This window comes from Salininema proteolyticum (genome assembly GCF_042685645.1).
Taxonomy (GTDB): Bacteria; Actinomycetota; Actinomycetes; order Mycobacteriales; family Micromonosporaceae; genus Salininema; species Salininema proteolyticum.
Genome location: NZ_JBHUNX010000001.1, coordinates 3,525,016 through 3,549,020 on the forward strand (window position 1 = coordinate 3,525,016; position 24,005 = coordinate 3,549,020).

Below are 24,005 nucleotides of genomic sequence, written 5' to 3' on the forward strand. Positions count from 1 at the left end.
GCGGGGAGGCGGCCACCTCCCCGCACCTGAAACCTTCCAACCCATGAGTTGAACAGTAGAAAGGCGACTCCATTATGCCCAAGAACTCCACACGATCCAAGAGCCGCGCGCACGGCAAGAAGCGCACGAAGTCGTACAAGGCAATGATCGCCCAGCTGGAAGCGCTGATTGCTGACGAGTCGATCACCGAGGAAGAGCGAGCCAACGCCCGCGACAAGCTCGACAAGATCCGTAAACGGCAGGAGGAGACGCAGGCCGAACGCGACGGATACCGCGAACAAGCCCGCGAATACATGAGGTCCGAGGATGCTGGGCGACGGTACACCGAGTTCGTCCGGGACGTTGCCGGGCTCGCGCGGTTCTCGTTCGGCAACGTCCTCATGATCATGGCGCAAGCTGAACAGCGGGGCGTGAAGGTGACCGAGCTGTACACCAAAGCCGAATGGCTGCGCCGCGGTCGCAAGATCCGCAAGGGCGCCAAGGCGTACGTCGTGTGCGAACCCATGACGCGAAGCAGGAAGGGCACGGGGCCGGCGGCGCCGGGCGCGGTCGTGAAGTACGGGACCAGCCAGACGGGATCGGAACGATTCCTGTCCGGGTTCCGATACTCCGCACGCTGGTTCGACATCGCCGACACCGAACCCCATGATTTCAAGGGTCCCCGAAGCACCGACGAAGACGACGCACAGGCCGGACTACCGCAGGCCTTCACCGACGTGCTGCTGATGAAGATTCGTGACGCCGGATGGACCGTGGAATTCGGGCCGACCGGTACGGAACCGGTCACCGCTGACCACGACTCCATGACGGTGACTATCGCCGAACGGCTACAGACTGCCGTCGACGACGAGACCCTGATCCAGGCTCTCGCCGCGCTGCTGGCCGAGATCACGGGCGCGGCGTGGGACCGCGCCGAAGCCCGAGCCAAGGCCGGCGAGGACGACAAGACCGAGAAGCCCGCAGAGAAGAACACGGAGCCGGACGAGTTCGATATGTCCGGACTCTGGGGCTGAGAACAGCGAACCGGGGGAGCGTGGTCACGACGCTCCCCCGGCTATCCCCTGACGTATGACTTGCAGCGCACGCGAAAAGGGAAAGGACACCATAACATGACCGAGCACAAATACGATGGAACCGCGACCGTCACACACCCCGAACACGGGCGGATCGCGTTCTCCTGGCGCGACGACTGGGAGCACTCGGAGACGGTCTACACGCTCCACGGCCGCCACATCCACGGCAGCATGACCGTAGCCTACGACCCCAACATCATCTACCAAGGCGAGATCCCGGACGTGGACTACATGTACCAGTGCGGGCGGCTGGTCTTCCGCCCCGGTACGCGCGAGGCGACCACACCAGACTGGAGCAACGGCCACTCGCGGTGGTCGTTCACCGCCGACCCCCTCGACATCCACGGCTCACTCCTCGCCCCGTCCTACTGGTGGGACATTGCCGAGGTCCAAGGGCGGCGGCCGTTCAACGAGTGGCGGTACACGGAAGTGCGGAAGGCTACGCGGGCGAAACTACGGGCCGTCATCGAGCTGATCGCGCACCACTGGCTCAGGCCCGGCGGGAACTCACGGGCGCTCATGACCGAGCCCGTCCGCTACGAGATCCGCGCCGCCATCGCACGCCGACAGCGAGACCTCAGCCAGGCCCAGACGTTGATGGCTCGGGCGCAGCGCGACGAGGCAGCCATGGTCACGTACATGGACGCGTTGACCGACGTGCTCGACAAGGTGCCGACAGTCCAACTAAAAGTTGTGAGGAAGTTATGTGGGAATCGAATCAGTAATAATCAGACGCAAAACCCAACTAGCGCAACGGATTATAGAAATGGGTCCTCTATTCCATTGTCATTTCAATTATGACACACGTCATACATAACTGGTCAGTAGAGATCCTAACTGAAAATACAAGTTAGCGTTACTTCGTACGGCAGGCATTCTGCGCAGAACCCCCGTTGCCGTGAAGAAAGTTATCCCCATCAATAGGAAGCACCACCTCATGACTCGAATGCGTCAATATGCGGCTGCATCAATCGTGGCCGCACTCGGTGCCGGACTCCTCGGAGCAGCCCCTGCTTCTGCAGAAGAGAACAGTCCCCAAAGCCCCGATCGCCTAGTCGGCGAGATTCCAATAGACAAGCCAGAAGACGTCAAGGCAGTCGCGCCAAAGGCAAGCCTGAAGCAAGGGCACACTGAAAAGCAGACAGCCGAAGCAATCGAGTCGGTTACTGGAACCAACCTGGTCACTCAATTTGAGAGCAGCGAAGCTGCCGACCGGTCGAAGCCATCAATCAGCCTCGCTGATTCATCAGACCAGGCATTCGCACTAAATTACGGAGAGGGCCTCAGCGTCGAAATCTCCTACGATGCAGACAAATCTACTGGGCCAGCGATCGGCACTAATGGAACCACGGTTTACCAGGAAGCATCCGACAGCACCGATCTGGCTGCCCAGGTATCCGAAGATTCCTCGCTCAGCCTCCTTACAGTCCTTAATGACGAAACTGCTTCGTCGGAACAAACTTACACCCTCAATCTCCCAGCAGGCGCCGAAGCAGTACCGACAGAGCGCGGTGGCTTCGAAATTGTCATGAAGAGTGAAGGCGTAGAGCTGAACCTCGGAACGATCGAGGCCCCGTGGGCCGAGGACGCCAACGGGGAGGAAGTCGAAACTTACTACGAAATCGATGGCGATCAGCTCACTCAATACATCGAAACAAATGAAAATACGATGTTCCCGGTAGTCGCCGACCCAAAGGTTACCTTTGGATGGGGAGTCTACCTGAACATGTGGGGACGCGAAATGAAAGCTGTGGGCGTTGCCCTTGGGGGAATCAGCTATAGCGCCTACTGGGGAAGTTGCGTCTATCTCGACAAGATCCCCCACCCAGCGTTCAGAAACGTTATTCGGGGAGTATGCGCCGTTGTAGGTGTCGGCACAGCCAAGGACTTCCTGAAGCACATGAAGAAGCTGATCGAGAATGATAAATGGAACAGCAGCAGCTGTTACCAAATCAAGATCGCAACGAATGACCGCTGGAAAAAGGTTTCCAAGAAAAACTGCAGGTAGAGTTGGGGATACGCGCCCTATCTTAGGCTTGTAGTATTCAGGTTCAAATTTAGGTGGCGGACTGAGGGTGACCTCGGTCCGCCACCTAAACAATAATCGGAAGTTGTAGACAGGAGATTTACTAATATGGGGAACACTAGTAATACCAGCACAGTCGGTCGCATCAAAAGGATGTGGGAATCTTCCAAAAACATGCAGACATCATCGTGGTGGTCTTTGGCCATAGTTGTCGTGCCGATTGTCGCATTCCATTACTTCATCTATTCGCTACCAATCTGGGGTCTTATCATTGCCGCAATTGTTGGGACTCTTCTCGTCGAAGGAATCAGACACAAATGCCGCCAGTCTAAGTTATTGCTTCCCAGCAGATATGGATGCATGACTTAAAATTTCGTGGCGAGTGACGATGCTATTGCGAAGCAATCATCGATTGCCTTCAGTTGAATTGGAGTAGGGGCTATAGCCTACCGCACATGATCACGGCGTTTACTTCGACTACCAATTCACCTCCCGCAGGGACCACACTCTGAATCTCCATCGCCAGCCCCTGCAAAGTAACGAGCGTTCCGGCAGCAGAACTTCAACCGGACCCGTGGACCCTCGGTCCAGCCACACCAACCACGTACTTGGAAGTGTTGGTAAAATTGCTCGACCAAGTGCCAACCGCGTACACCAGCCCGCGTCCGCCGGCACGAGCAATTCACCAACGCAGCTCCGACCGGTTCGTTGCAGTCTGACTCCCAACTGGTGGTTCGTGTGGTCTCTTGGGTGCGGCTCGTGAAGATGATGAGACGATCGCTCATGGATTCAGTTTCGCTTTGAGTGATCGCCTGAATTTAGTGGATGTCCCAGTTCAGTGCTGAGTCTGGCTGGTCAAGCCACACCCATTGGCGTTCACCGGGAATCGCGGTGATCCCCAGGCGCGTACGATCAGGCTGGTCGTATGACTGCCAAAGTGACCACGCCGCTTCTACTGTGTGCCACAGCCGGTCACGCCCGTAGGAAGCAATGCCCGTGTCGGCGTCGCAGTCAGCGCGGTCGGCGTCGGTGTAGACGATGACACCAGTGGGGCGCGGGTCGGCGTCCTCGGTCAGGGACATCGCGACCTGACTGTCAGGGAGGAACAGAGACAGCCACAATCGCCAGTTGATATCGTCCCATGCTTCGATCGGGATCTGAGTCGGCATCGAACCGGTCACCGGGGCGTCCAGGTGATTCGGCATCGGGACAGTCGCAGTGGTGCGGTCCTGCACGCTCGGGCGCATGGGCATGAAGTACATCGGCTCCGGACAGAACTGGCCTGACACCATCCCGTCCTGGTCCTTCACGGCTTTCACCAGAACCCCGGAGTAGGTGAACGGGGAGACGATTCGACCACCGGGCTTCACCTGGTCGATCCATGCCTCGGGGATGCGCGCGGCGGCGCAGGTAGACAGGATGACGTCATAAGGAGCGTGCGAAGCAACCCCGCCGGCCCCGTCACCAGTCATGCAGTTCGGGAAGTACCCCAGTTGAGCCAGTCGTGATTCCGCCTCCGCCACAAGCAGGCCATCGACATCCACGGTGGTGACGTTTTCCCCGGACACCACCGCGCACAGCAGGGCGGTGTTGTATCCCGAGCCGGTGCCGATCTCCAACACTCGGTCATTCGGTTTGATCTCGCAGTGTTCCAGCATCCCCGCGACGAGCGAAGGCAGTGATGCCGAGCTGGTCGCGGTGCGGATGTCCCCCTCGTAGGCCCACTGAGTCAGGAGGAACTGGTTGGAATACACCGCCTCCAACCATGTCGTGGCTTGGTCAGGGTTGGCGCCGTCGATCAACGCCGACGGCGCGTTGAACTCGTTCAACGCCCAGTAACGGGGGACGAACAGGTGACGCGGGACGGAGGCGAACGCGCCGGCCCATTCCTCAGTCTGGATGCTGCCGAGAGCCCGCAGCTGGCCGGACAGTCGGGCAGCCAATGGCTTCCACTCAATCGTCATCGCAATGGTCTCCTTCTGCTAGTAGGTTGACGAGCGCGTTAGTGATCGGTGCGTTCGTGTGGTGCTCGATCCAGCCCCATTGACCTGTGCTGTTGGCTTCCAGAAACCACCATGTGCCATCGTCGTCAAGCACGAAGTCGATGCCTGCGAACTGGAGTCCGAAATAGTCCATGAACGCGCGGATACCGGCCGCCACGGTCGTGGGTATGTCGATCAGTTCGTAGGAGAGGGATTGGTAGTCGGCGCGAAAATCCTGGGCCGCGGCCGGTGAGTGCGGGTACATGGCGGCGGCGAACATCGACGCCCCGACGACCGTGACCCGCACATCGGCGGTCTTGACGACGAACTTCTGAAACTGGTGAGCGGTCAACGCCATGCTGGCGCCGGCCCTGTCGAAATCGTTGACGCTGAGGCGTTGCGTGTACACCATACGGCGGCTATGGCCATCGTTGACGAACGCCGCACCCAGGTGCTTCATCGCCACCTGTGAACACTCGGACGCGAACTCACGGGCCGCTTCGGCATCATTGGTGATCACAGTGGGCAACGTCAACAGCCCGCAGTCGCGAGCAACAGACAGCTGGACCGGTTTCATCATGTCGGCCGACCTGCCGGGATGATTGACCCAGCGCACCCCCGGCAGAGCCAGCAACGCGCCGCCGAAACCGAACTTGGCTTCCAATCGTAGGTGCTGGCGCACCTGGTAGGGTGCGCCAGCGTCAACATCGAACACCGATGGGTTGCGGTACCAGACCGTCCGTACCGAGTCGAGACCGATGATCCTGCCCCTCAACCGCAAGGTGCCGGTCACGCCGTTGTCGTCCAACCGTGCCGTCAGCCGCGCCTGACGGGGAAAGTCCCGGGTGTCGAATCGGTAGACCTCGCATCCGCGCTCAACCAGCCGGTGAACAACGGCGTCGGTCGCAGTATCGGTGTCTCGGGTGATGACTAGAATCGACACTCGTCGTCGTCTCCGCCGTGGAAATCGGGGTTGTACTCCTCGCCCCCTGTATTCGGTCCGCCATCCGGGCTCGGCCCGGTGGTGTTGTACGTCATCGCTGAAGGAACGGTGAACACGGGAACCCCATCCGTATCGACGTTGACCTGCTGATCAACGTCGAACTGCCACGGCACGTCCCGGGCCTCCGTTTCGATTCGCGTAGCGAACTCCAGGCTGAACGGCAGCCAATCGCCCTCACCGATAGCGGGGGCCGGCATCTCGTCCGGCGCTGCGGTTGAAAACCGCTCAGACTCTGTCGCAAGAGACATTTGCTGACTCCTTCCTTGTTGTCTTCCGTACAAGGGGAGGCGGTCAGGCCGCCATCCCCTTCCTTATCCCCTGACGGTGCTCGCACGATGCAACCGTGCTTGCCCCGGCCAGGAAGCATTTGATGGCCAGGTTCGTCACTGCCCTCTCCACACCTGATAAGTGCGCCATGCACAGAAGGGAACGGGCGGTGCTGAACGTTCGCCAGAGGGAGCAAACTGGCACAGGGGCTATAAAGTTCACCACCATTTTTTGGTCTTCCGCCACGCCGCACGGCACATACGGCGAGCGAAATGGCGCTTCACCGGCTCGCGCAACATGCTCCGCGCCGCTAGTTTCAGGTCCCACTCGCACGCCCGTAGCCACTCAGGCGGCGGAGCCCCACCGGGGTAATAGACCTCTGGCGCCCACCAATAGCCCGCGATGGTCGCTACCAGCTCACCTCCATGGAACACGCTCACCGAGTGCGGGGCGACCTTGCGCAGTTTGAGAGGACCACCGGGGGCGCTAATCGTCACCGCCATTGGCAACACTCCCTTCCTGGGGTTACTGGGGTGAAGGGGCCGACCCGCCCGGAGGATGGACGTTGCCGGGCGGGTCGGCCCGTGACCCGTCATCCGTACCCCCACAGGACGGAATGACGTTTATGGAGGGAACCGGCTGAACTACACACCAGGGAGCGGTTCCCCGACCAGTGCGCCTGAGAACGAAGCGCCCTCAGACCTTCCCGCACTGGCCTGTTTCAGGTCTCCCCGCGTCGGGCGGGGAGTCTAAAAGGGAGGCGCTGAGAGAAACCCTCAACGGTGCTTGCGATTCCATTGATTGTTGGTGCGCCTCCCCGGCTTGTGGAGGGCCGCCCCCGTGTCGGCAGAAGCGACCCTCTTCACCCTCACTCGGGTGGGTTTCCTCCTACTCAAATAAAGCTTCAACGGCCGTAGAGGCGCGGCCGGACCACTCGCTCGTATCGAACGTGGTCGAACTTGTTCTTCCTGAACTTCGCCGGGTGCTTATTGAACACGCCGTCGTAGCGGCAAAACGATATGGAGCACCCGAAATATCTGGAACATGTCGAGCACATAATCCTCGCCCCCTCTCTCTGACCGCCGAGCCAAGCAGTTCGCGAGCACGGCGAGCCATGTTGAGCTTGTGCGCATTAGACAGAACCTCAGTGCCCGCGTACCACCGCTCCGCGTCCTCCGGCGTGATAGTAAGGAATCGGCCGACCTTATCGGCGAAGTGCCAACCGTCCTCGTCCTGTTCGATCGCCCACCCGCACGGGCGTGCCGTCTGTCGGTCCATAACGCGAGCCCTCCTCAGCGGTCTCTGCAGCGTCATGCCCTCAAGGCTATGGGTGCTTACCAGGGAAGACAAGCGTGTCGGAACCACGACAATAAATCCTCGAATGGGAGGGTACGATCGGTTACACAATAAAAAGTCGGCTCGATTTCCTTGGGGAGATTGATGACTACATCGCACCTAATCAAATTCGTGTTCGCCAAGGAACTACAGGTTATGCGCCTTGAGGCTGGCCTCAGCATTGCCGAAGCCGCGAACTTGCTGGGCATGAAAGATGATGGTATCCGCAAGTGGGAGAAGGGGGAGAGCACTCCGCGCGAACTAGCGATTGAAGGTCTCTGTAACCGCTATGAAGCGGGGGAGGCGCAGAGGAAGTACCTTCTTTGGCTTTACGCTCAACGGGACTCGCCGGACATCGTAAGTACCCACATTCATGAGCCCCGACCACTGTTCATCGCTGAGCAGTATTACCAGCGCATTTACAAGCACGAACTATTGTTCGTTCCCGGGGTTCTGCAAATCGAGGACTACCACCGTGCGCCCGAGATTAGTGATCCGCGCGCGGGTGAGGGTGATCTTGAACGAGTGTGGGACCTGAGGGTTCGCAGGCAGAAGGCTCTACAGGCACGGCGCGGAGCTAACATCAAGATCGTCATGGGAGAGGGCGTTCTACTTGGCCTCAACCGGCTCCCCTGCGCAACACAACAAATCGAGCACATGCTTAAGATGGTCCACCGAGGGTGGGACCTCAGGGTGGAGCGACTGCCTTACGGCCTGATGTACACAGGTTTCGACCTGTTCTTGCCGACAGGGCAGAGTACGCCCGACATGCCTCCGTTCACATACTACGAAGTGCCGGACAAGTTCGAGTACGTCGAGAGTCCGCAACGGCTGAGGGAGTACAAGAGCATGTTTGACCACCTAATGAACACATCAGTGAGTTTGGAGGAGTACTTGAATGCTGACTAGGCAGTGGAAAAAGTCGAGCCGGAGTGGCAACACGGGCAACTGCGTTGAGGTCCGTCTCAGCGAACAGCCGAACGCTGACGTTGAGGTGAAAGACTCCAAGCTTGCCGACAGCCCGATTCTGCGGGCATCGGCCGCCGACTGGCGAGCCATCACAGGCCGCTGAAAACCGACACCACGATACGAGCGACCGGGGAGCCTACGGGCTCCCCGTTGCCATATGATGGAAACATGAATACCCCAAATCCCCCAGCTCGACACGCGATAGAGGCACGCAAGCGGTTCGCCTCGCGCGTCATACGGACACTCGACGAGTGGGAAGACATCAGGCACCGCCTCCACCGCGAAATCGAAGCAGAACGGCAACTGGCCGAGAAAATCAGACAGGCCGGATAAAACCGCTGTTAAGTAGATTAAGCCAGGGCTACTTGGCCCCGGCTTCCCCAAGCCGCTGGCTAACACCCTGCGAGGCCACCCACGTCGAAAGCTCACGTGAAGGGCCGACCATCTAGCGAAACTACCGAACCGATTTACGTCAGTCGACATGGCAGGCCGGGGCTCCTCCCGGCCTGCCAAAGTATTGCCTTCCTCTGTTCTCTCCCATAAGCTCTCTTCGAAGCCGCCCCTGCACGAAGGAGAGCCCCTGATGGCGAGCCTCAACGATGCCGCCCAACAGATTGATCACCTCAAACAGCAGACTGCTTCAGTCCTCGCAGGCGTCAGCGGCGCCCAGGACGACGCCGATGCCGTCGCCGGCGTCCTCAATTCCATCGGCGCCAGCAACGCCGGCCCAGTGGAAGCAGCAGTCGAATCCCTCGACACCAGCCGTGGAGGACTCAAGGAATTCAGCGAACAGCTCGATCAAGCCCAGGCCCTCCTTCGGCAAGCCATGGAATCGACCGGCCTCGGTGGAACCTCTACCGCTCCCGCAGAGGCCTCGAAGCCAGCAGAGAGCCCGCTGCTGACTGCGGGCAAGAGCCGTTGGCCCGGGAATTACAGGGTCCCGGATTTCTCGCCAGGAGCGGCCAATAGCGAGTGCGTGGAGAAGATCCGGCGAATCGGGTACCCGAAAAACGACGCCGGGAATACGTCCGCCCGCGGCATCCTCTACGCGCCAGACGGAACCCAGATCACCGACACCCTCAAGGCCGGGAACAAAGGGCCAGCAGCCGACGTGAGCGACCTCAATGAGCCATGGGCGACCGAAGCCGAGCGGATGACGATCCGCTACCACGTCGAGGGACACGTGGCGGCCTACATGCGCCGCCAGAAAATCAGCCGGGCGGTACTCTATCTGAACCTGCCCAGCTGCGGGGAACGAACCGCTGAGGACTGGCGATGCCACCCGAACCTCCCCAAGGTACTGCCGAAAGGAACCAAGGTGCGGATCTGGATCATCGCGGACGGTAAAGAACCCCGCTACATGGACTACAACGGCACTGGTGAGGCACTGAAATGATGATCGACGGAACCGAGTACTACCCCGTAGAGGGAACAGAGGAACAGCTCGCCGACCTGAAAGCCAAGTCCGATGACTGGTGGGACTCCCAGGAACTAGCCGAATACGCCGCCAACACTCTCGGCATCGAGCCGCCGCACAGGCTCCCAGGCGGGAATCTCCCGGCGATAAGCGGACTATGGATCAGCGAACAGAGCCAGATCGTCCTCATCTGGGCCCTGCACGAAGAAGAAGAGCACGATCCAGACGACGGACTCACCGACGAAGCGACCGGTTGGGAAGGCTCGACGCCAGCGGACGACGATCAACCGGCGACGGCGGAAGTCTTCCAGCACCCGCTCAAGGGTGAGTTTGACGCGGCCTCGGCCCGTTGGGAACGCCCCTTGAAGGACGACGGCGAGCCCAGCGTTTTCGAGATCGGGCACGCGGACAACGGCCTCGTCGCCATGCGCCGCCACGACGAACCCGACACGATCCTGATCTACACCCCCGAAGAGTGGCAGGCCTTCCTCGAAGGCAAGGATGACGGGGAGTTCGACCTCCCCGGCAGTACCTCCTGACGGATAGAGAATGGGCCGGCCGCGGTAAAGCGGCCAGCCCATTTCATGGCTCTGGATGAATTACACTGCGTTGTACTGGTCGGCCTTACTGGCCTGTTCATAAGCGCGCACATCCTCGTCGGCGTATCGGACGTTCGAGCCGAACTTATGCCACGGCGGACCGACCTTCTTCTTAAAGTTCTTCGCGATCGTCTCGCTTCTCCAGTTGGCGAGGGTCTGCGGTTCCATCTGCCAGCGCTCGGCCAGCTGTGCCGGGGTCCACCAGTCATGCGAGGGAGTCATCCACACCTCCACTGAGTCGTAATATAACTCATGCTAGTCTTATAAGAACTCATCCAAGTCTACCGAGAAAGGCGCTAGTCATGCAACACGTAGACTCAGGGCATGGATAAGAATCAAGAACCGCAGAGGGTCCGCCAGACCACCGGCTACGGCCCCACCGCGCAGACGGTCGCGACCAACATCAAACGAGTCCGCGAAGCACGGCGGATCACCACACGTGACCTCGAAACCCGGCTGCACGACGTGGAAATTCCGCAGTCGGCTATCGCGAAGGTCGAGAACTGCAAACGGCGGGTCAACGTCGATGAACTCATGGCCTTCGCCGTCGCGCTCGACGTGAACCCCAACGCCCTACTCCTGCCCCACGACGACGACCCCGGACACGAGGCCGAACTCACAGGGGCGTCCCGACCGGTCCCTAACGATCGTGTCTGGGACTGGGCAGACGGGCGCGGCCCACTTACCACCGACCCCGAGACACGACCCGAACAGCAACACATGGAGTTCCAAGTTCACGCCCGACCGCCGGCCCGAGCGCTCCTGCTCTCCGGCATCAGCCACCTCGGTGCCGACGAACTGTTCGAACTCCTCACCCCAGAACAGCGAACGCAGCTGCTCCATGCAGCTGCGCGAGAGAAAGAAGGAGAACCACCCCACCATGGCAAAACCCGTGGACCGGAAAAACCACAAGGATTACCAGGAACAGCTGCGAAAGGCGAAGGAGAAGGGAAGGCGCGGCAAGGACCTTCCGAAGCGATGGCGCGCTCGGTACCGTCGCCCGGACGGCAGCCAAACAAGTCAGGACTTCCACCGCCAGCAGGAAGCCCAGGACTTCCTCGACGACCTTGCCGTGAACAAGAAGAAGGGGATCTTCTACGACCCGCAGGACGCGAAGACCCTCATTGAGGAAGGCGCAGAAGAATGGCTGAACAGCCAGCTGCACCTGGAGGAATCAACCAGGGTCCTCTACCGGGGCGCATTGGACAACCACATCCTCCCCAAGTGGGGGAAAACCCAATACGGAGCTGTGACTCATGCCGATGGCTCAGCCTGGTACCAAGCAATTTACAACCCTGATCTAAATCAACAGGACCCTGAAGACGATGACGACGAAGATCCCGTCCCCATCAAGACAACCGGGGTAGGCGCCTCTTACCTCCACACCATCCACCGGGTCTTTCATCAGATTCTTGACTGGGGCGTGATGGGCATGAAGATCCCCTTCAACCCGGCAGCGCGGATCTCCCTCCCCCGGAAGCCTCCGAGCAAACATATCTACCTCAATCACCAGCAGATCGACCTGCTAGCGAATGAGGTCGCCAACTACCCTTACCGGAAGAAGGCTGCTCGCGCTATGGCGGATGCCTGGCGCGTACTAATCCTCGTCCTAGCCTATACAGGACTTCGATGGGGTGAGGCGACGGCAATTCGCGTCGGGCGAGTCGATCTCGACAGGCGAAGGATCTACATCGAAGAAGCTGTGAAGCAAGGCAACGGCAAGCCGTACTTTGGTTTGCCGAAAACCCACGAGCAGCGCGCTGTTTCGATCCCTCGCTTCCTGGTGCGAGAGATCGAAACGCTTACCGCCGGAAAATCTGCCAGAGACCTGCTCTTCACCAGTGCTGAAGGCGGGATTCTGCGAGCCCCTAACTTCAGGAACCGAGTGTTCCTTCCCATCGTCAGGAAGCTCGCGGCCGAAGGGCTCATTCCGAAGGGAATGACCCCCCACAAGCTTCGGCACACGGCCGCTTCGATTGCGATCGCAGCACGCGCCGACGTAAAGGTTGTCCAAAACATGCTCGGCCATAAAACAGCCTCGATGACACTGGATCGGTACGGTCACCTCTTCCCAGACCGCCTCGATGAGGTCGCTGACGCGATGGAAGAGCATCGCCAACATGAGCTGGCCAAGGCCGCTTGACGGCATGTGTTGAAAATGTGTTGGGAAAGAAGAAACGCCTGATCGTGAAACTCACGATCAGGCGCTCTACCTGCGATTTCATCGCATCCTGGTGGAGCTGAGGGGAATCGAACCCCTGACCTTCTCATTGCGAACGAGACGCGCTACCAACTGCGCTACAGCCCCATCTGTCTGTGACAGCGATTAATACTTTAGCACGGGCGCGGACCACCGCCGCAAGGGCGGTGAAACGCTGCAACGGACGCCACACATGAACCGACAGACTCAGCGTTGACCTGGTACTTCGAGCCCTCACACCCAACGGTTGCCGAGCCAGAGCCGGGCCTGCCACTCCTCGTAGGGGATGGGCTCGCCGGTGTAGATCGGCCAGAAGTAGGCGAAGCAGAGGATGACGGCGGCCACATAGGCGCCGGCGATGAGGGAGCCGACGAGGCGCCGCTCGGGACTGGCGTCGCGACGCCCGATGGCGAGCCCCAGACACCAGACGACGGCGATGATGAAGAAGGGCACGACGGGAGCGGCGTAGAAGAAGAACATGGTCCGTTCGGGGAAGAACAGCCAGGGGACGATGCCTGCGGCGACGGCCCCCCAGACGAGGGCGGCGCGCCAGTCCTTCTTGGCGATGCCCCAGAGCCCCATGACGAGAAGGGCCGGCACGAACGCCCACCAGAGGAGGGGCGTCCCGAGGAGGATGACCTCGGCGGCGCATTTCTCGACCCCGCACTCGACGTCGTTGGACCAGTAGAACACCACCGGCCGGAGGTTGAAGAGCCACTCGAAGGGCGTCGACTGGTAGGTGTGCGGGGTGGAGAGTCCCTCGTGGAAGTTGAGCACGTTGAGGTGGTAGAGGAACCAGCTGCCCAGGTCGGCGAGGACGGGAATGTCGGAATGCCCCTCCGCGGCCCAGGAGCGCCGGTAGTAGGCGTCCCCGCTGGCGAACCACCCGGCCCAGGTCACGAGGTAGACGCCCACGGTGTAAAGCCCGTAGAGGACGGCCGATCCGAGGGGCCTCACCCAGGGGCGGCGCTTCTTGAGGACGCGGTTGCGCTGGGCGTCCCAGAAGTAGACCAGCAGCAGCGCGAGGACGATGAACCACAGCGCGGACCATTTGACGCCCATGGCGAGCCCGAGGCTGACGGCGCTGAGCAGGCGGTAGGGCACGCGCCCGCCTTCGCCGAGGGCGGCGAGGTCCCGGTTCTGGCGGTCGGCGACCAGGAAGTGGAAGGCGAGTAGGACGAAGAGGGTGAGGAAGATGTCGAGGAGCGCCGAGCGGGAGAGGACGAAGTTCGACCCCTCGACGGCGAGCAGGACGCCTCCTACGGCGGAGAGGGACACGGATCCGGTCAGCCGGAGGATCAGCCGGACGAGGACGAGGACGCAGAGGGTGCCGGCGAGGACGGAGGCGATCCTCCACCCGACCTCGTCGTAGCCGAGCGCCTGCTCCCCGAGGCCGATGAGCCACTTGCCGAAGGGCGGATGGGCCACATAGGCCGCGGAGTCGTTCTGCACGTTCCACTCGACGCCGTGCTCCCAGAGCGTCTTGGCGTCCTGCGCGTAGTAGACCTCGTCGAAGATCAGTCCGGCGGGATGCCCGAGGTTGACGAGCCGCAGCACGCCGGCCAGGGCGGCGACGCCGAGCGCGGCCCACCACGAACGGCGCGGCCTCGGCGGCGGAGTCAGCCGGGCGACAGTCCAGGGCCGCGGCCCGGCGGGCATCTGGGGTCTCCACCCCGGCGGAACGGGGGCGGTCGTCGGGGCGGTCACGTCAGCTCACGCGCGAGCCCAGCGGCACGTCGCTGTCGGGGGCGAGGAGGACGACCTCGTCGGTGCCCTCCACGGGAACGCCGAGGACCAGCACCTCGCTGAGGAAGTTCGCGATCTGGCGCGGCGGGAAGTTGGTGACGGCGACGACGCGGCGCCCGGGCAGGTCCTCGAGGCTGTAGCGCTCGGTGATCTGGGCGCTGGAACGCTTGAGCCCGTGGGGGCCGAAGTCGACGGTGAGCTGGTAGGCGGGCTTGCGGGCCTTGGGGAAGGGCTCGGCCTTGACGATCTCGCCGACCCGCAGTTCGGCGGCGAAGAACCGCTCGGGTGTGATCTGTCCGTCTCCGGGTTCTGCTACAGCCATGCGAGCCAGTTTAGCCGCTGGGGAGCGCCCGCGCCGAGATGGGCGCCCGCCGTTCCCGCGATGGTCTTGGGCGGGAACGGCGGGAAGAGCTCTAACCGAACCAGAGGTCGATCTCGCGCTTGGCCGACTCGGGCGAGTCGGAGGCGTGGATCAGGTTGCGCTGGTTGGACAGGGAGTAGTCGCCGCGGATGGTTCCGGCGTCGGCCTTGCGTCCGTCGGTGGCGCCGGCGAGGGCGCGGACGGCCGGGATGGCCTCGTCGCCACTGGCCACGAGCGCGACCAGCGGGGCGGAGGTCATGAACTCCTTGAGGGCCGGGTAGAACGGCCGCTCGACGTGTTCGGCGTAGTGCTCGGCGGCCAGGTCGTCGGTCATGGTCCGCATTTCCATCTTCTCGATGGTGAGTCCCTTGGCTTCGAGCCGTCCGAGGACGGCGCCGACGAGGCCGCGCTCCACGGCGTCGGGCTTGATGAGGATGAGCGTGCTTTGTTCTGCCATGCCGTCCATACTAAGTGGCCTTGTGCATGTGGCGGTCGGCACGTAGCCTTGTCGTTAAAGTGTTCGCGGTTCACGTGAGGTGGTCTCATGGCTCGTGGCGGTGCCCCCAAACCCGCTCCCCGTCCGGCTCCCAAGGCCTCTCGGGGCGCCAAGCCCGCGCGATCGGCCAAGCCGGCGCGCACGGCGAAGGCCCCCAACCGGGCGGCTCCGAAGAAGGCGGCGGTCCCCAAGGGCCAGCGCCCTCAGCCGAGGCCGCAGAAGTTCACCGGAAAGGATGCCGCGAGGCTCCAGTTCGAGCGCACGTGGTGGGCCGCGAACCAGGACGCCAAGGACAGGCTGTCGCAGCACCAGGGCCACGCGGTGAAGTCGGAGGCCGTGGGGACGATCCTGAACGGCGACCGGCGCCTGCGCTGGCGCACCTCGCACGCGATCGGGGCCATCTTCTTCCTGATAGTGGGCGTCTTCACGACGGCCATGGCGGTGGCCTCGCAGAACCTGGCCGTGGCGGTCCTGGCCTTCCTGTTCATCGCTTCGTCGCTGGCGTTCGTGACCACGGAGTTCGCCGCGCGCCGCTTCCCCGATCCGATCCCGCGCTCGGCGGCGATCAACCAGAGCCGCGTTGAGGAGCTGCTGTTCGTCGACGACGCGCCGACTCCCCGGCGGGAGGAGGAGCCGAACGCGACGCTGACCGACCTGTTCCCGCCCGGTGTGAAGCCGGTCGAGCGCCCGACGGGCGCGGCGGCCGGGACGACGGCCGTCCTGCAGCGCCCCGAAGCGAAGGCGGGCCTGGAGCCGGAGACCGACACGAAGGTCGTGGAGGGGCCGGACGAGGCGAAGGTGACGGACGGGGTCGAAGAGCCGGACGCCACGGCGGGGACGACGGAGCGGGCCGAGGGGGTCGTACCCGCCCAGAAGGGCGCGGACGCGGTGAAGGACTCCGAGACGGAGGCGAAGGCCGCGGTGATCCCCACGCAGCCGAAAGATTCCGAATCCCGCCCGAAGCTCCCGCGCAACCTGGCGCGGCTGATCGCCGAGAAGGGCTCCGACATAGGCGAGGTGACGGGCACGTCGGTCACGCTCGTCGTCTCCGACCTGGAGCGCTCGGTGGACTTCTACTCGCGGTGCCTGGGGCTGACCGTCTCCGACAAGACGGAGGAGGCGGCCGTGGTGGAGGCCGGCTTCGGCACGATCCTGCTGTGGCACCACCCCGACGCGCCGGACGACGCCATCGGCGTCATGCACCTGACCTTCGAGGTCCCGGACGTGCGGGAGGCCTTCGACTCCATGAGGCAGAAGGGCGTGGAGTTCCGCCACGAACCCCGCACCGCGCTCCTCGGCGAACACTACGAGCTGCGTGCGGCCGGTTTCAGCGACCCCGACGGGCACGGCCTCGCCATCACCGAGCACCGCCGGAAAGAGGAGTAGAATCGGGTCAATCCGACATTACGGATTAATCGGTCGGATGAGTGTCGGAAAAGAGATAGTTCTCGAGCCCGTCCGCACGGCGGAAGCGGCCGCAACGGCACAATAATCGCGCACAGGGGTCGCAAGTATCGCATTATGTGCGTGCCAAGGGAATTCGTTTCCCAGAAATTCCCAAGACCTTGAGCGGCAGCCGAGCTGCGGTAAAATGAGGGCAGTCAGGCATCTGACACTGAGACCGTTTTTGACCCCGAAAGGAGGAAAAATGGCCTCTCTTCTGGTACTCCTCACGCTGATCGTCCTCGTGGCGGTCCTCCGACTCCTGCTCACACCGTCCACCTCCTGGGGAGCCAATCCTTACCGCTCCTTCGGACACCACAAGACGCGCAAACACGTCGGACACACCGGCGACGAGCTGCAACGACGCCGTTCCCTCGCGAGTGCGGGAAGGCCGAGCCGAGAGGACGAGATCCCTCCCGAGACCGCGGGAAAACGAGCCGCCTGACGGGCGGAGCAGCTGTCAGAACCTGACGGAAGCCCACCGCTTTCGCCGTACAGGGCCCGGGGCCACAGGCCCCGGGTTACTTCTATGCCTCTGACCGCGCCGGGACGATCGGTCCCGAACGACGGGGACCGCGCTAGCGGCGAGCGGGCAGCTCCTCGCGCCGCGGCGCCTTGTACAGCAGGTTCCGCACATGCCAGCAGTAGCCCCAGACCAGCGCGAAGACCAGCCCGGAGATGCCCAGGGCCGCGTGAACCGGCCACAGGGCCACGAGCACGACCTGCACACCCATGCCTACGGGCCAGACCCACTTCTTCCCCGACAGGCCGGTCAGCACGAAGCAGACCACCGCGAGCACGCCCAGCGCCCACATGGCGAGCCCCGGGTCGGGCAGCAGGATCTTCATCGGCACGATGCCCATGAGGAGCGCGAGCCCCTCGAGCATGAGCCCGGCGGCGGCCAGCCCCCGGGCCGCGCCCTTCGGATTGTTGAGCCCCGACCGCTCCGCGTCGGGGACGGTCTCGTTCTCTGCGGTGTTCGTCTGTTCGCTCATGGCACTCTCAATCGCGCACCAGCAGGCGCCGGGCGTCGCTGACGGTGAAGACCGAGCCGGTGACGAGGACGCCCCCGCCCGACTCGTACGGGTCGTCGGCCTGCTCGGCCTCCTGGATGGCGGCGGCGACCGCGTCGTCCACCGCGGGGATGACGGTGACCCGCTCGGGCCCGAAGACCTCCGCGGCCTTCTCGGCCAGCGTGGCGGCCGGCATGGACCGGTCGGAGGTGGAGCGGGTGACGATGACCTCGTCCAGCACCGGGTCCAGCAGCTCCAGCATCTCGTCGACCTCCTTGTCCGCCAGCATGCCGACGACGCCGACGAGCTTGCGGAAGGAGAACTCCCGGTCGATGGCCCGCGTGGAGGCCTCCATGCCGGCGGGATTGTGCGCGGCGTCGAGGATGACCGTCGGGTGGGAGCGGACGACCTCGAGCCGTCCGGGCGAGGTGAAGTTCTGGAAGGCCTCCTCGACGACCTCCGCGGAGAGCGCCACCTGCTCGCCGTCCCCCAGCAGGGTCTCGACGGCGGCGATCGCCGTGGCGGCGTTCTGCGCCTGGTGCGCCCCGTGGAGCGGCAGGAAGAGGTCCTCGTAGCGCGCGGCCTTGGTCTCGATGGTCAGCTGCTGCCCGCCGACCGCCAGGTTCTGGTCGACGACCGCGTAGGAACGGCCCTCCGCGACGAGGTTCGCCCCGACCTCGTGGGCGCGGCGCAGCAGCGCGGCCATGGCCTCCCTGGGCTGGCTCGCGGTCACGAGCGTGGACCCGGGGTGGATGATCCCGGACTTGACCTCGGCGATCTCGGCATAGGTGGAGCCGAGGAACTTGGTGTGGTCGACCGCGATGGGCGTGACCACGGCGACCTCGGCGCCGATGACGTTGGTGGAGTCGGTCGCCCCGCCCATGCCGACCTCGACGACGCCGACGTCGACGGGGGCGTCGGCGAAGGCGGCGAAGGCCATGGCGACATTGGCGTCGAAATAGGTCAGCGACTCCTCGAACCGCTCGTCGACCATGTCGACCATGGGGGCGACCTGGGAGTAGACGTCGGCGAGGACCTCGGGGTCGATGGGCTCGCCGTTGAGGCTGATGCGCTCGGTGATGTCGTGCAGGTGCGGGGAGGTGAACCGGCCGGTCTTCAGCCCGTGCGCGATGAGCAGCTGGTCGATGAACCGGGACGTGGAGGTCTTTCCGTTCGTGCCGGTGATGTGGATGTTGCGGTAGGACTTCTGCGGATCGCCGAGGAGGTCGAGGAGCGCGCGGATCCGCTCCATGGTGAACTCCATGCGCGAGAAGCCGCGGGCCTCCAGGGTGGCCTCGAGCGCGGCGAGGACGGCCTGCTGTTCGGGCGTGTGACGTGCCATTCTCTCCACCTTAGCGTCGGTTGACAGATCAAGGATAGTTCGGTGAGAGCGCGAAAAGGCCGATAGAGGGCGCCGCCACAGTCCGCACCGTCACCGGCGGGGTGACCGAGGCCCGGCCGGTGGCTCACCGGCCGGGCCTCGCGTCGTCGTTCTTCTAGCCGTTGAGGCGGTCGAGCTGCGCGGTGATCCGCACGATGTCCGCCTCGGCGGTGGCCAGGCGGCCCTTGATCTTCTCGACCACCTGCTCCGGGGCCTTGGCCAGGAAGGACTCGTTGCCGAGCTTCCCGGTGCAGCCCGTGCGCTCCTTCTCGGCCGCTTTGAGGGCCTTCTCCAGACGGGTGCGCTCGGCGGCGACGTCGATCGTGCCGGAGGTGTCGATCTCGACGCTCAGGTCGTCGGACACCTGGAGCGTCCCGGTGGCGGTGAAGTCCTCGCCCGGCCGGTCGAGCTTGGCGACCGTGCGGATCAGCGGTTCCAGGCCGGCGAGGTTCTCGCTCTCCAGGCCCGCCAGGCGCGCGGTGGCCTTCTGGTTGGGCTTGATGCCCTGGTCGGAGCGGAAGCGGCGGATCTCGGTGACGAGGTTCTGCAGCGCCGAGACCGTCTTCTCCGCCTCCTCGTCGCGGACGTTGATCGTCGGCCAGGTCGACACGGTCAGCGACCGCTCCTGGTCGCCCACGAGCGTCGTCCACAGCTCCTCGGTGATGAAGGGCATCACCGGGTGGAAGAGGCGCAGCATGTCGTCGAAGACGTGGCCGAGCACGCGCTTGACCGTCTCGGCGCGCTCGCCGCCCTCGGCGAGCACCGGCTTCACCAGCTCGACGTACCAGTCGAAGACGTCGTCCCACGCGAAGTGGTAGAGCGTGTTCATGGCCTTGCCGTACTCGTAGTTGTCGAGGTACCGGTCGACCGAGGAGACGGTGTCCGACAGGCGCGAGAGGATCCAGCGGTCCAGGACGCCCAGCTCCCGCGGCAGCGCTCCGTCGACGTGCGCGCCGCTCATGAGGGCGAATCGCGTGCCGTTCCACAGCTTGTTGCCGAAGTTGCGGGCCAGCTCGGCCAGGTCCTCCCCGGCGTTGATGTCGCTGCCGGGCTCCACGCCGCGCGCCAGCATGAAGCGCAGGGCGTCGGCGCCGTACTTGTCGACCATCTCCAGCGGGTCGATGCCGTTGCCGGTCGACTTGGACATCTTGCGGCCCTGCTCGTCGCGCACGAGGCCGTGGAGGAAGACCTCCTTGAACGGCACCTCGCCCATGGCGTAGGTCCCGAACATCATCATGCGCACGACCCAGAAGAAGATGATGTCCTGGCCGGTGATGAGCGTCGAGGTCGGGTAGAACTTCTCGAGCGCCTTCGTGTCGTCGGGCCAGCCGAGCGTGGAGAACGGCCACAGGCCCGAGGAGAACCACGTGTCGAGCACGTCCTCGTCCTGGACGTAGCCCTCCGGAGCGGTCTCGCCCGGTCCCACGCAGACCTCTTCGCCGTCAGGGCCGTACCAGATCGGAATGCGGTGGCCCCACCACAGCTGACGCGAGATGCACCAGTCCTGCAGGTTGTCGATCCAGGAGAAGTAGCGCTTCTCCTGCTCGGGCGGGTAGATCCTGGTGCGGCCCTCGCGCACGGCGTCGCCGGCGGACTTCGCCAACGGCTCGACCTTCACGAACCACTGCAGGCTCAGGCGCGGCTCCACGACGGTGTCGCACCGCTCGCAGTGGCCGACGGCGTGCATGTAGGGGCGCTTCTCCTCCACGATGCGGCCCTCGGCGCGCAGGGCCTCGGCGATGGCGCTGCGAGCCTCGAAGCGGTCGAGCCCCTCGAAGGGACCGTGGGCGGTGATGACGCCGCGCTCGTCCATGATCAGCGGCATGTCCAGCTTGTGGCGCTGCCCCATAGCGAAGTCGTTCGGGTCGTGCGCCGGGGTCACCTTGACCGCGCCGGTGCCGAACTCGGGGTCGACGTACTCGTCGGCCACGATCGGGATGGCACGGCCGGTCAGCGGCAGCTTCACGGTCCTGCCCACGAGGTGCTTATAACGCTCGTCCTCGGGGTGGACGGCCACGGCGGTGTCGCCGAGCATGGTCTCCAGCCGCGTGGTGGCCACGACGATCGAGTCGTCGCCCTCGCCGTAGCGCATGGAGACGAGCTCGCCGGCGTCGTCGGAGTGCTCCACCTCGATGTCGGAGAGGGCCGTCATGCAGCGCGGGCACCAGTTGATGATGCGCTTGGCGCGGTAGATCAGGCCGTCGTCGTAGAGCTTCTTGAAGATGGTGAGCACGGCGCGCGAGAGCCCCTCGTCGAGGGTGAAGCGCTCGCGGTCCCAGTCCACGCCGTCGCCGAGGCGCTTCATCTGCGTCGAGATGCGGTCGTGGTAGGAGTCCTTCCACTGCCACACGCGGTCGATGAAGGCCTCGCGGCCGAGGTCGTGGCGGGAGGCGCCCTCCTCGTCGGCGATCTTGCGCTCCACGACGTTCTGGGTGGAGATGCCCGCGTGGTCGGTGCCCGGCAGCCACAGGGCCTCGCGGCCCCGCATGCGCTGGCGGCGGACGTGAGCGTCGATGATGGTGTGGTTGAGCGCGTGGCCCACGTGCAGCTGCCCCGTCACGTTCGGCGGGGGGATGACGACCGAGTAGGAGTCCTTGCCGGAGTCGTCGGAGGCGGCGAAGCGGCCGTCTACTACCCACTTCGCGTAACGCCGCGACTCTACGTCGGCGGGCGTGAAGTTCTTCGCGAGAGTGGACTCGGGCCTCTGGTTCTGCTTCGCTTTCTCAGTCACCCGACAATCATAGCGACCTGGCGGAACGGGCCTCAACCGCGTTTGCGGCCGAGACCCGTGAGCCACAGGCGGCGCCCCGGGCGCGCCCGGAACGAATCATCCGAAAGGGATCACGCGGCCTGGTCGGCCTTGTTCTTGTTCTTCTTGCCCTGGTTCTGCTTGTTCCCGCCGTCGCCCTTCTTCTGGCCGTCGTTGCGGGCGTCGCCCTTCGCCTGCTGGCGGGCCTGGGAGACGATCTTCTCCGCCTCGTCGCGGGCGGAGGCCTTGATCTCCTCGGCCTGCGCCTTCGCCGTCGACAGCAGGGCCTCGACGTCGCGGCGGCCGGTCTTGTTGGCCGAGTGCTTGATCTCGTCGGCCCTGGCCTGGGCGCGCTCGACCTTCTTCTCGGTCTCGGCCAGGTCGGCCCGGGCGCCCTTGAGGATCTCCTCGGCCTCGCGCTTCGCCTCGGCTATGATGCCCTCGGCCTCCTTGCGCCCCTCGGCGCGGATGCCCTCGGCCTTTGCCTTGGCGTCGGCGAGCTCCTTCTGGCCCTGGTTCCGGTCCGCGCGGGCGGCCTCGGAGTCGTTGCGGGCCTTCGTCTGCGCGGTCTCCAGCTCCTTGCGGGCCGTCTCGCGGGCGGTCTCGAGTTCACTGCGGGCGCGCTCGCGGTCGGAGCGGGCCTCTTCGCCGAGGTGCTCGGCCTCCCTACGGGCCTTGCCCGACAGCTTCTCGCGTTCGGCCTGCGCCTCCTCGGAGAGGCGGGCACGCTCGGCCTCGGCCTCGGCGGCGGCCAGCTCGATCTCCTCCTCGGAGGCCTTCATGCGGCGGGCGGTCTCCTCGGAGACGGCCTTGAGGGTCTCGTCGCGCTTCTTCTCGGCCTCGGCGGCCTGGCGCTCGGCCTCGCCGCGGAGGCGCTTGGCCTCGTCGGCGGCCTCGGTGCGCATGAGGGTCGCCGCGTCGGCCGCCTCGGCGCGCAGGCGCGTGGCCTCCACGTCGGCCTCGGAGAGCTTCTGCTGGGCGACGGTCTCGGTGTCGCGCTTGTACTTCTCCATCTTCTCGACGGCCTCGGCACGCAGGTCGCGCAGCTCGTTCTCGAGTTCCTGATGGCGGTTCTCGTACTCGGCGTCGGCCTCGTCGCCGATCTTCTTGGCGCGGTCGCGGGCGTCGGCCACGGTCTTCTCGGCCTCGGCCTCCGCCTCGGACTTGAGCTGCTTGGTCTCCTCGCGGAGCTTCTCGACGTGGGCGACCAGCTGGCGGGCCTGCTCGTCGGCGGCGGCGCGCTTGTTCTCCGCCTCCTGCTCGGCCTCGGCGATCAGCTGGGCGGCCTTCGCCTTGGCGTCCTCGACCGTCTGCTGGGCGGCGCGGGCCTGCTTGTTGATCTCGGCGTCGATGATGGCGCGGCGGTCGGCCTCGGCCTTGTCGGCGGCGACGCGGCGGTTCTGGAGGCTCACCTCGAAGTCGTGGCGGGCCTTGGCGATGTCCTTGTCGGCGTCGGCGATCTTCTTCTCGGCCTCCTTGCGGAGGCTCTCGATCTCGCCGAGCGCGTTCTTCTTGATGTCCTCGGCCTGCTCCTCGGCGAGGGTGAGCATCTGCTCGATGCGGATGCCGAGATGGCGGTAGGAGGCCTTCTCCCCGGAGGCGGAACGGCGGCGCAGCTCCTGGATCTGGCTCTGCAGCTGCTGGATGTGGGCGATGTGGTGGTCGATCTGCGCTTGGGCCTCGGCCTTGGCGGCGGCCTCGACGTCCACCTGGTACTGCATCTTCTCCAGGTGTTCGGTGACCTGCCTGCGGTCGTACCCCCACATGGCAGTGTCGAAGGCGTGCTCGACGGTCTCGTCCCCGAATTCGGCGAACAGGTTGTCGTTGCTCGCCTTGCCTTTGCGCGCCATCTTCCTACCTACCTCACTTGCCGGCCTGGCCGTATACCTTAAATGACGGTCTCTCGCCCGGGTGCCACATGGGCACTCTACCGAGTATCAGGGCA

At 64.0% G+C, this 24,005-nt stretch carries 22 protein-coding genes, 1 tRNA gene and 1 pseudogene; 11 read left to right on the top strand and 13 right to left on the bottom strand.

The annotated features are described in order from the left end of the window. Positions 1 to 74: 74 nt before the first annotated feature. From ACFTE1_RS16375 to ACFTE1_RS16385, 3 genes are all read left to right on the top strand, one after another. Positions 75 to 1,013 (top strand): ArdC-like ssDNA-binding domain-containing protein, encoded by a 939-nt coding sequence (locus ACFTE1_RS16375; RefSeq protein WP_380621491.1) that lies wholly within the window; start codon positions 75 to 77, stop codon positions 1,011 to 1,013. A gap of 96 nt (positions 1,014 to 1,109) precedes the next feature. Next, on the top strand, positions 1,110 to 1,874 hold the full coding sequence (locus ACFTE1_RS16380; protein ID WP_380621493.1) for a hypothetical protein: 765 nt from the start codon (positions 1,110 to 1,112) through the stop codon (positions 1,872 to 1,874). A gap of 136 nt (positions 1,875 to 2,010) precedes the next feature. After that, positions 2,011 to 3,081 carry a hypothetical protein gene (locus ACFTE1_RS16385; RefSeq protein ID WP_380621495.1) on the top strand — a complete coding sequence of 357 codons (1,071 nt, stop codon included), beginning with the start codon at positions 2,011 to 2,013 and terminating at the stop codon, positions 3,079 to 3,081. A gap of 836 nt (positions 3,082 to 3,917) precedes the next feature. Here the strand turns inward: ACFTE1_RS16385 and ACFTE1_RS16390 are convergent. Genes ACFTE1_RS16390 through ACFTE1_RS16400 form a run of 3 tightly spaced genes read right to left on the bottom strand, consistent with a single transcriptional unit; the run spans position 3,918 to position 6,332 of the window. Next, entirely contained in the window at positions 3,918 to 5,063 is a 1,146-nt protein-coding gene (locus ACFTE1_RS16390) for a hypothetical protein (protein WP_380621497.1), read from the bottom strand. Beyond that, positions 5,053 to 6,024: an MvdC/MvdD family ATP grasp protein gene (locus tag ACFTE1_RS16395; RefSeq protein ID WP_380621500.1), complete on the bottom strand. Its 972-nt coding sequence runs from the start codon at positions 6,022 to 6,024 to the stop codon at positions 5,053 to 5,055. The genes ACFTE1_RS16390 and ACFTE1_RS16395 overlap by 11 nt, the downstream gene beginning before the upstream one ends. After that, a complete protein-coding gene (locus ACFTE1_RS16400) occupies positions 6,012 to 6,332 on the bottom strand; it encodes a hypothetical protein (RefSeq protein WP_380621502.1) in 321 nt (106 codons plus the stop codon). The genes ACFTE1_RS16395 and ACFTE1_RS16400 overlap by 13 nt, the downstream gene beginning before the upstream one ends. A gap of 1,486 nt (positions 6,333 to 7,818) precedes the next feature. Here ACFTE1_RS16400 and ACFTE1_RS16405 point away from each other — a divergent pair. The 4 genes from ACFTE1_RS16405 to ACFTE1_RS16420 all read left to right on the top strand — a co-directional run bounded on the left by ACFTE1_RS16405 (position 7,819) and on the right by ACFTE1_RS16420 (position 10,611). Continuing rightward, positions 7,819 to 8,595, top strand: coding sequence for a Scr1 family TA system antitoxin-like transcriptional regulator (locus ACFTE1_RS16405; protein ID WP_380621504.1), 777 nt, complete (start codon positions 7,819 to 7,821; stop codon positions 8,593 to 8,595). After that, positions 8,585 to 8,758: a DUF397 domain-containing protein gene (locus tag ACFTE1_RS16410; protein ID WP_380621506.1), complete on the top strand. Its 174-nt coding sequence runs from the start codon at positions 8,585 to 8,587 to the stop codon at positions 8,756 to 8,758. Before ACFTE1_RS16405 ends, ACFTE1_RS16410 begins: the two co-directional genes overlap by 11 nt. Before the next feature lie 480 nt (positions 8,759 to 9,238). After that, positions 9,239 to 10,051: a DddA-like double-stranded DNA deaminase toxin gene (locus ACFTE1_RS16415; RefSeq protein ID WP_380621508.1), complete on the top strand. Its 813-nt coding sequence runs from the start codon at positions 9,239 to 9,241 to the stop codon at positions 10,049 to 10,051. Continuing rightward, positions 10,048 to 10,611: a hypothetical protein gene (locus tag ACFTE1_RS16420; protein ID WP_380621510.1), complete on the top strand. Its 564-nt coding sequence runs from the start codon at positions 10,048 to 10,050 to the stop codon at positions 10,609 to 10,611. Before ACFTE1_RS16415 ends, ACFTE1_RS16420 begins: the two co-directional genes overlap by 4 nt. 60 nt (positions 10,612 to 10,671) lie before the next feature. On the opposite strand, the gene ACFTE1_RS16425 is transcribed toward ACFTE1_RS16420, so the two are convergent. Beyond that, the gene (locus ACFTE1_RS16425; RefSeq protein WP_380621512.1) at positions 10,672 to 10,893 is read right to left on the bottom strand and encodes a hypothetical protein; all 222 of its coding nucleotides are present in this window, start codon (positions 10,891 to 10,893) and stop codon (positions 10,672 to 10,674) included. Positions 10,894 to 10,995: 102 nt separating this feature from the next. Here ACFTE1_RS16425 and ACFTE1_RS16430 point away from each other — a divergent pair. Next, positions 10,996 to 11,229: pseudogene (locus ACFTE1_RS16430) on the top strand (helix-turn-helix domain-containing protein); the annotation flags it as partial. A 15-nt stretch (positions 11,230 to 11,244) separates the two neighbouring features. On the opposite strand, the gene ACFTE1_RS16435 reads toward ACFTE1_RS16430, so the two are convergent. Further along, positions 11,245 to 11,514, bottom strand: a complete 270-nt coding sequence (locus tag ACFTE1_RS16435) for a hypothetical protein (protein WP_380621728.1) — start codon at positions 11,512 to 11,514, stop codon at positions 11,245 to 11,247. Between the two features lie 37 nt (positions 11,515 to 11,551). Between ACFTE1_RS16435 and ACFTE1_RS16440 the strand changes: the two genes are divergently transcribed. Next, positions 11,552 to 12,814, top strand: coding sequence for a tyrosine-type recombinase/integrase (locus ACFTE1_RS16440; protein ID WP_380621514.1), 1,263 nt, complete (start codon positions 11,552 to 11,554; stop codon positions 12,812 to 12,814). An 89-nt stretch (positions 12,815 to 12,903) separates the two neighbouring features. Here the strand turns inward: ACFTE1_RS16440 and ACFTE1_RS16445 are convergent. The 4 genes from ACFTE1_RS16445 to ndk form a co-directional block, all read right to left on the bottom strand. Continuing rightward, positions 12,904 to 12,979 (bottom strand) — tRNA-Ala (locus ACFTE1_RS16445). A gap of 126 nt (positions 12,980 to 13,105) precedes the next feature. Further along, entirely contained in the window at positions 13,106 to 14,530 is a 1,425-nt protein-coding gene (locus ACFTE1_RS16450) for a dolichyl-phosphate-mannose--protein mannosyltransferase (protein WP_380621516.1), read from the bottom strand. 49 nt (positions 14,531 to 14,579) lie between these two features. After that, on the bottom strand, positions 14,580 to 14,939 hold the full coding sequence (locus tag ACFTE1_RS16455; protein WP_380621518.1) for a tRNA-binding protein: 360 nt from the start codon (positions 14,937 to 14,939) through the stop codon (positions 14,580 to 14,582). 91 nt (positions 14,940 to 15,030) lie between these two features. Next, positions 15,031 to 15,435 carry a nucleoside-diphosphate kinase gene (gene ndk, locus ACFTE1_RS16460; protein ID WP_380621520.1) on the bottom strand — a complete coding sequence of 135 codons (405 nt, stop codon included), beginning with the start codon at positions 15,433 to 15,435 and terminating at the stop codon, positions 15,031 to 15,033. 87 nt (positions 15,436 to 15,522) lie between these two features. On the opposite strand from ndk, the gene ACFTE1_RS16465 reads away from it, so the two are divergent. Together ACFTE1_RS16465 and ACFTE1_RS16470 are read left to right on the top strand one after the other, a co-directional pair. After that, positions 15,523 to 16,860 carry a VOC family protein gene (locus ACFTE1_RS16465; protein WP_380621522.1) on the top strand — a complete coding sequence of 446 codons (1,338 nt, stop codon included), beginning with the start codon at positions 15,523 to 15,525 and terminating at the stop codon, positions 16,858 to 16,860. 262 nt (positions 16,861 to 17,122) lie between these two features. Continuing rightward, positions 17,123 to 17,362, top strand: coding sequence for a hypothetical protein (locus tag ACFTE1_RS16470; protein ID WP_380621524.1), 240 nt, complete (start codon positions 17,123 to 17,125; stop codon positions 17,360 to 17,362). A gap of 133 nt (positions 17,363 to 17,495) precedes the next feature. On the opposite strand, the gene ACFTE1_RS16475 is transcribed toward ACFTE1_RS16470, so the two are convergent. From ACFTE1_RS16475 to ACFTE1_RS16490, 4 genes are all read right to left on the bottom strand, one after another. Further along, complete coding sequence (locus tag ACFTE1_RS16475; protein ID WP_380621526.1) at positions 17,496 to 17,912, bottom strand: DUF4233 domain-containing protein; 417 nt, start codon at positions 17,910 to 17,912, stop codon at positions 17,496 to 17,498. Between the two features lie 7 nt (positions 17,913 to 17,919). Further along, entirely contained in the window at positions 17,920 to 19,272 is a 1,353-nt protein-coding gene (locus tag ACFTE1_RS16480; RefSeq protein WP_380621528.1) for a bifunctional folylpolyglutamate synthase/dihydrofolate synthase, read from the bottom strand. A 154-nt stretch (positions 19,273 to 19,426) separates the two neighbouring features. Further along, positions 19,427 to 22,042 (bottom strand): valine--tRNA ligase, encoded by a 2,616-nt coding sequence (locus tag ACFTE1_RS16485; RefSeq protein WP_380621529.1) that lies wholly within the window; start codon positions 22,040 to 22,042, stop codon positions 19,427 to 19,429. Between the two features lie 110 nt (positions 22,043 to 22,152). After that, the gene (locus tag ACFTE1_RS16490) at positions 22,153 to 23,910 is read right to left on the bottom strand and encodes a hypothetical protein (protein ID WP_380621530.1); all 1,758 of its coding nucleotides are present in this window, start codon (positions 23,908 to 23,910) and stop codon (positions 22,153 to 22,155) included. Positions 23,911 to 24,005 lie beyond the last annotated feature (95 nt).